Raw genomic sequence first — 372 nt, 5'->3', positions numbered from 1 at the left:
CTCATGCTAGCGCGCCTTCTCCACTAGACCGCCCGCCCGGGCAATCAGCTCGCGCGATTCCGCAAAGGTGATGCGACCGAGCGCTTCCTCTAGCCCGAACCAGCCAAAGTGGCGCCCTTCGCGGTCTTCTCCATCCCCGGTCGCCAACATCAGGAAGAAGGCGATGCGCTGGGGCTGGCCGGAAACGATCAGCTCGATATCGCCAAGCGGCCGTACGACGCGCGTGCGGACGCCGGCCTCTTCCTCGACCTCGCGCACCGCCGCCTGATCGGGCTGCTCGCCCTCCTCGATGTGGCCCTTAGGCAGCACCCATTCGCCCGGCTGACGGCGCGCAGTGACCAGCAGGAACTCGACCGCGCCGTCGCGGGAGCG

The 372-nt window shown here is 68.3% G+C and carries 1 protein-coding gene; it reads right to left on the bottom strand.

Features of this window, described 5'->3' with window-relative positions; genetic code table 11:
- Positions 1-6 precede the first annotated feature (6 nt).
- Positions 7-372, bottom strand: a 366-nt coding sequence (locus AC0L2K_RS35130) for an NUDIX domain-containing protein (protein ID WP_473533676.1), incomplete at its 5' end; no start/stop codon positions are given.

It is taken from the genome of Mesorhizobium sp. WSM4817 (assembly GCF_055811135.1).
This window is presented reverse-complemented; position numbering and strand designations above follow the sequence as displayed.